Origin of the sequence: Aquicoccus sp., from assembly GCF_041686535.1 — a bacterium.
Lineage (GTDB): Bacteria > Pseudomonadota > Alphaproteobacteria > Rhodobacterales > Rhodobacteraceae > Aquicoccus.
Window position 1 is genome coordinate 7384 of sequence record NZ_JAWLDS010000090.1, and the last position, 4944, is coordinate 12327.

Consider the following 4944-nt stretch of genomic DNA (forward strand, 5'->3'; position numbering starts at 1 on the left):
CTTGCCGCATCGACACCCGATGGAGGCATGCCGGGTCTCTTTCAACTCCGATACCGCCAAGGATGTTCTGGTCTCGGGCAATGGTGTCTTCATCAAGGTTTGCAGTGAAGAGGTCCAGAATATCCATGACCAGATCTGGACCAACCTGATGAAGACAACAGCGCCTTGGGCTTGTTGGCGCGGTTCCCTGCCGGGGACAGCGCAGTCGACGTCTTGAAAAGGTCTGTTGAACTTTGCGCCGCCCGACGGCAACTTTGCGGGGATATTTCAGGAGATACCCGATGCCCGCCTTGCTCCCAACATCCTTTACCGCGCAAATCCGCTGGATCGGCCGCGTGAGCGACCGCGAGGCGGCGCTGCAATCGCAGGCGCTGGACCGGGCGATGCTGCGCTTTGGCGGGATCGGAGGCGAGGCGCATGGCGGTGTCACGCGCCCTTCGTGCAGCCGCGTGGTGAGTCAGCACCCACGCGGCACCGAGATCGCCAATGTGCGACAGCTTTCCGTCCTGAGCGCCGAGGAGATTGCCGAGATCGCCGCCCGGATGGGACTGGACGCGCTGGAACCTGCGCTTATGGGCGCATCGCTGGTGATCGAGGGCATTCCCGGTTTCACCCATGTGCCGCCCTCCTCGCGGCTTCAGGCCCCCTCGGGCGCGACACTCGTCGTCGACATGGAGAACCGGCCCTGCATGCTGCCCGCGCGCCCCATCGAGCAGGCGCATGAAGGCCATGGCAAGGGCTTCAAGTCTGCCGCCGAGGGGCGGCGCGGGGTGACGGCCTGGGTCGAGCGGGAGGGGGAGATCGCGCTTGGTGATGTGCTCACGCTGCATGTGCCCGACCAGCCGGCCTGGGCGCATCTGGCGGCCGCACGGGGCGCCTGAGTTTCCGATTGGCGTCACGCACTGCGACATCCCGCCGCTCGGGAGACTGGAAATGTCGGATTCCGAGCGCCGGGAGGGCGCTGGAGGGCGTAGAAGGCGGCAAGGGAAGCCGGATGAGAAAAAGGGAATCCGTCAATGAGCTACAAATCCGACATCGAAATCGCCCGCGCTGCGAAGAAGCGCCCGATCCAGGAGATCGGCGAGAAGATCGGCATCGGGTCCGATGACCTGCTGCCCTACGGCCACGACAAGGCGAAGGTCAGCCAGGACTTCATCAATTCCGTCCAGGGCAACGAGAACGGCAAGCTCATCCTCGTCACCGCGATCAACCCGACACCCGCGGGCGAGGGCAAGACGACGACGACTGTCGGCCTCGGTGACGGGCTCAACCGCAACGGCAAGAAGGCGATGGTCTGCATCCGCGAGGCCTCGCTTGGCCCGAACTTCGGCATGAAAGGTGGCGCGGCCGGCGGCGGCCATGCGCAGGTTGTCCCCATGGAGGACATGAACCTGCATTTCACCGGCGATTTTCACGCCATCACCAGCGCCCACAGCCTTCTGAGCGCGATGCTGGACAACCATATCTACTGGGGCAACTCGCAGGAGATCGACACTCGCCGCGTGACCTGGCGCCGTGTCGTGGACATGAACGACCGGTCGCTGCGCGAGATCACCTCGTCGCTGGGCGGGGTTTCCAACGGGTTCGCCCGCGAGGACGGCTTCGACATTACCGTCGCCTCGGAAGTCATGGCGATCCTGTGCCTTGCGAAAGATCTCAAGGACCTCGAGACGCGTCTCGGCGAGATGATCGTCGCCTACCGCCGTGACAAGAGCCCGGTCTACTGTCGCGACATCAAGGCCGAGGGCGCGATGACCGTTCTGCTCAAGGACGCGATGCAGCCCAACCTCGTGCAGACGCTGGAAAACAACCCGGCCTTCGTGCACGGCGGCCCCTTCGCCAACATCGCGCACGGCTGCAATTCGGTGATCGCGACGCAGACGGCGCTCAAGCTGGCCGACTATGTCGTCACCGAAGCGGGCTTCGGCGCCGACCTCGGGGCCGAGAAGTTCATGAACATCAAGTGCCGCAAGGCGGGCCTCGCGCCTGACTGCGTCGTGCTTGTCGCCACCGTCCGCGCCATGAAGATGAACGGCGGCGTGGCCAAAGCCGATCTTGGCGAGGAGAACGTGGACGCCGTCAATGAGGGCTGCGCGAACCTGGGCCGCCATATCGGCAACCTGAAATCTTTCGGCGTGCCCGTCGTCGTGGCGATCAACCACTTCGTGACCGACACCGACGCGGAAGTGCAGGCGGTGAAAGATTACGTTGTCACGCAGGGATCGGAAGCCATCGTGAGCCGTCATTGGGAGCTGGGATCGGAAGGCTCGGCGGAACTGGCCGAGAAAGTCGCCGAAGTGGCCGACAGTGGCGTGTCGCAATTCGCCCCGCTCTACAATGACGAGTTGAGTCTCTTCGAGAAGATCGAGCGCGTCGCCAAGGGGATCTACCGCGCCGATGAAGTCATTGCGGATCAGAAGATCCGCGATCAGCTCAAGCTCTGGGAGGAGCAGGGCTATGGCAACCTGCCGGTCTGCATGGCCAAGACGCAATACAGTTTCTCGACCGACCCGACGCTGCGCGGCGCGCCGACCGGGCACTCCGTGCCGGTGCGCGAAGTGCGACTGAGCGCGGGGGCGGGTTTCGTCGTGGTTGTCTGCGGTGAGATCATGACCATGCCGGGCCTGCCGCGCACGCCAGCGGCGGAATCGATCCGGCTCAACGACGCGGGCGAGATCGAAGGGTTGTTCTAAGGTGCGTGCCCGGTCAAAAGGGGCATCGAGCCCCGTTTGACCGGGTCGCCTCGTGGAGGCTCCATGCCTTCGGCGAGGATATTTGAAGCAAGAAGAAGAGGCCGAGATGAGCGCGACATTGATTGACGGGAAGGCCTTTGCGGCGACTGTCCGGGAGAAAGTGGCTGGCCATGTGGCACGGCTCAAGGAAGAGCACGACGTCACGCCGGGGCTGGCTGTTGTCCTTGTGGGCGAAGACCCGGCCAGCCAGGTCTACGTGCGCTCGAAGGGAAAGATGACCGTCGAAGTCGGCATGAACTCCTATGAATACAAGCTCGATGCCGACACTTCGGAAGCCGATCTGCTGGCGCTTATCGACAAGCTCAACAAGGATGCGGATGTGCATGGCATCCTCGTGCAGCTGCCGCTGCCTGGCCATCTCGACGAGGATCTCGTCATCAATGCGATCGACCCGGCCAAGGATGTGGACGGGTTCCATATCTCCAACGTCGGCCTGCTCGGAACAGGGCAGAAGAGCATGGTGCCCTGCACGCCGCTCGGCAGCCTGATGATGCTGCGCGATCACCACGGCTCGTTGAGCGGGATGAACGCGGTGGTGATCGGACGTTCGAACATCGTCGGCAAGCCGATGGCCCAGCTCCTGCTTGGCGATAGCTGCACGGTGACCATCGCGCACAGCCGCACGAAGGACCTTGCGGACGTGGTGCGCCGCGCCGATATCGTCGTGGCGGCCGTGGGGCGGCCCGAGATGGTCCCCGGTGACTGGATCAAGCAGGGTGCGACGGTGATCGACGTTGGTATCAACCGCATCGACGCGCCCGAAAAGGGCACCAACGAGGACGGCAGCGTCAAGACGCGGCTCGTGGGCGATTGCCATTTTGAAAGCTGCGCCGCGCGTGCGGGGGCGATCACGCCGGTTCCGGGCGGTGTCGGTCCGATGACGATCGCCTGCCTGCTGGCCAATACCGTGACCGCCTGTTGCCGGGCGAACGGGCTGGCAGAGCCCGAGGGGCTGACAGCCTGAGAGGCTGATTTATCGTATCAAGAAAGGCGCGCGGGTGAGAGCCTTGCGCGCCTTTTCCACTCTAGCGGGGCATGGGCATTGGGCTGGAGCTCGGGCCGGTCAGGACGGCCAGCGCCTCGGGGCGCATCAGGGCTGCCAGCGTTTCGTGATGGCTGCGCAGGCCGCCGGTGTAGGTGCCGAAGGCGGGCATGATCAGACGATCGCTGTCGAGCAGGAAACAGGGTCGCGTGACGGACCGGCCGCGGGCCTTGAGCGTGGCTTTCGGGTGGTAATGGCCGGAGATCTCGCCCGAGCGGGCCGGATCGGCGATATGGCTGAAGGTGAGCGGGGAAAGCGGCAGGTTGGCCAGGTGCGTGCCACCGAGATCGACCGGGCCGGGATCGTGATTACCTTCGATCCACACCCAGCGGCGGCCGGCCTGCATGCGGCCGATCCAGAGCTTTTCATCCGCAATCAGCCCATCGGCGGCGGCGGTGTCATCGAAGCTGTCGCCAAGGCAGATAACGGTTCTGGCGGAGGTTTCCTCGAGCTCTGTATCGAGGCGGGCGAGCGTATCACCCGTCTCGTAGGGGGGTAGGGCGCTGCCGCCGCGGCGCGCGATTCGCTCGGATTTGCCCAGGTGCAGGTCGGAGACGCATAGCAGGCTCTCGGCTGGCCAGAAAAGCGCGCCCGAGCCGCGCGCGAGAAGCTCAGCGCCAGCGAGGGTGAAGGAATAGCTTTGCATGGTGAGGATGTTGCAGGGTGCAGTTGGGCGGGCAAGAAAATTCGAATTTTCTTGGCAATTTTCTTCGAAAGAAAATTGGACGTGGTCGGCGGCGCGCCTCTCAGGCGAGGCCCGCCGCCTGCATGAGCCGTTCGGCCTCCTGGGCCAGCAGCCGTTCCTCGGCGGCGCCCTCGACCGGCACCTTGCCGACCTCGAGAAAGAGCGGCGCGGCGAAGGGGGAGACGCGGGCAAGGCGCCTTGTCTCTATCCCTGAGACAGCCATGAGCCGCGCTTCGATGCGGGAAAAATCGACCAGCCCGCGCATGGCCTGCGCGCGGGTGATGCGCATGAGCAGGTGGTCGGGCTCGTATTTGAGCAGCGTGTCGTAGAGGATGTCGGAGCTGAACGTGGCCTGCCGGCCTGATTTGCGCGCGCCGGGCGTGTTGCGCTCGATCAGCCCGGCGATCGTGGCGATGCCGCGGAAGGTGCGTTTCATCACCGCGTTGCCCGCGAGCCATGTCTCG

General features: G+C 64.5%; 4 protein-coding genes and 1 pseudogene. 3 read left to right on the forward strand and 2 right to left on the reverse strand.

What is annotated here, in order from left to right:
- Window positions 1-281 precede the first annotated feature (281 nt).
- The 3 genes from ACESL9_RS14600 to folD all read left to right on the forward strand — a co-directional run bounded on the left by ACESL9_RS14600 (window position 282) and on the right by folD (window position 3717).
- Complete coding sequence (locus ACESL9_RS14600; protein WP_372675061.1) at window positions 282-881, forward strand: MOSC domain-containing protein; 600 nt, start codon at window positions 282-284, stop codon at window positions 879-881.
- Between the two features lie 135 nt (window positions 882-1016).
- Window positions 1017-2693 carry a formate--tetrahydrofolate ligase gene (locus ACESL9_RS14605; RefSeq protein WP_372675062.1) on the forward strand — a complete coding sequence of 559 codons (1677 nt, stop codon included), beginning with the start codon at window positions 1017-1019 and terminating at the stop codon, window positions 2691-2693.
- Between the two features lie 106 nt (window positions 2694-2799).
- Window positions 2800-3717 (forward strand): bifunctional methylenetetrahydrofolate dehydrogenase/methenyltetrahydrofolate cyclohydrolase FolD, encoded by a 918-nt coding sequence (gene folD / locus ACESL9_RS14610; protein WP_372675063.1) that lies wholly within the window; start codon window positions 2800-2802, stop codon window positions 3715-3717.
- A 61-nt stretch (window positions 3718-3778) separates the two neighbouring features.
- Here the strand turns inward: folD and pdeM are convergent, their stop codons facing one another.
- Together pdeM and ACESL9_RS14620 are read right to left on the reverse strand one after the other, a co-directional pair.
- Window positions 3779-4441: a ligase-associated DNA damage response endonuclease PdeM gene (gene pdeM / locus ACESL9_RS14615; protein WP_372675064.1), complete on the reverse strand. Its 663-nt coding sequence runs from the start codon at window positions 4439-4441 to the stop codon at window positions 3779-3781.
- Between the two features lie 100 nt (window positions 4442-4541).
- Window positions 4542-4944: pseudogene (locus ACESL9_RS14620) on the reverse strand (DNA ligase-associated DEXH box helicase); the annotation flags it as partial.

What these genes read in the sequence shown, in the direction of transcription:
- ACESL9_RS14600 (WP_372675061.1), top strand. Translation starts at nt 282, where the DNA reads ATGCCCGCCTTGCTCCCAACATCCTTTACCGCGCAAATCCGCTGGATC.
- ACESL9_RS14605 (WP_372675062.1), top strand. Translation starts at nt 1,017, where the DNA reads ATGAGCTACAAATCCGACATCGAAATCGCCCGCGCTGCGAAGAAGCGC.
- pdeM (WP_372675064.1), bottom strand. Translation starts at nt 4,441, where the DNA reads ATGCAAAGCTATTCCTTCACCCTCGCTGGCGCTGAGCTTCTCGCGCGC.
- folD (WP_372675063.1), top strand. Translation starts at nt 2,800, where the DNA reads ATGAGCGCGACATTGATTGACGGGAAGGCCTTTGCGGCGACTGTCCGG.